This is a genomic window from Pseudomonas sp. KB_15 (genome assembly GCF_052114525.1).
Taxonomy (GTDB): Bacteria; Pseudomonadota; Gammaproteobacteria; order Pseudomonadales; family Pseudomonadaceae; genus Aquipseudomonas.
This window is the reverse complement of record NZ_JBFREX010000256.1, coordinates 1-418: the sequence shown is the minus strand read 5'-3', so window position 1 is coordinate 418 and position 418 is coordinate 1. Positions and strand designations below refer to the sequence as shown.

Genomic DNA, 418 nt, shown 5'->3' with positions numbered 1-418 from the left:
TTGGCCCGGATCGCGGCCGGATCGCCGGTGGCGATGACCGCGCCGTTGACCATCACCGTGATGCGGTCGGCTACGGCGAAGACCGCCTCCATATCGTGCTCGACCAGCAGGATCGCGTGGCCGTCGCGCAGGCCGCGCAGCAGGTCCAGCATCCGCGCGGATTCCTCGGCGCCCATGCCGGCCAGCGGCTCGTCCAGCAGCAGCGCCACGGCCACGATGATGAAGCCGCCCATCAGCAGTTGCCAGTGCTTGGTCAGCGTGCTGAACCATTCGGCCAGCAGCACGAACGAGAACGCGCCCAGCACCGCGCCGGCCAGGCTGCCCACGCCGCCCAGGATCACCATCAGCATGGCATTGCCCGACTGGTGCCACGAGGCGATTTCCGGGTTCACGAAGCCGAACTGGATGGCGTAGAGAT

Annotated in this window: 1 protein-coding gene; it reads right to left on the bottom strand. The window is 67.9% G+C overall.

What is annotated here, in order from left to right; all coding sequences use genetic code 11:
• A partial coding sequence (locus tag AB4Z35_RS30760; RefSeq protein WP_442101266.1) for an ABC transporter permease subunit occupies positions 1 to 418 on the bottom strand: 418 nt, incomplete at both ends.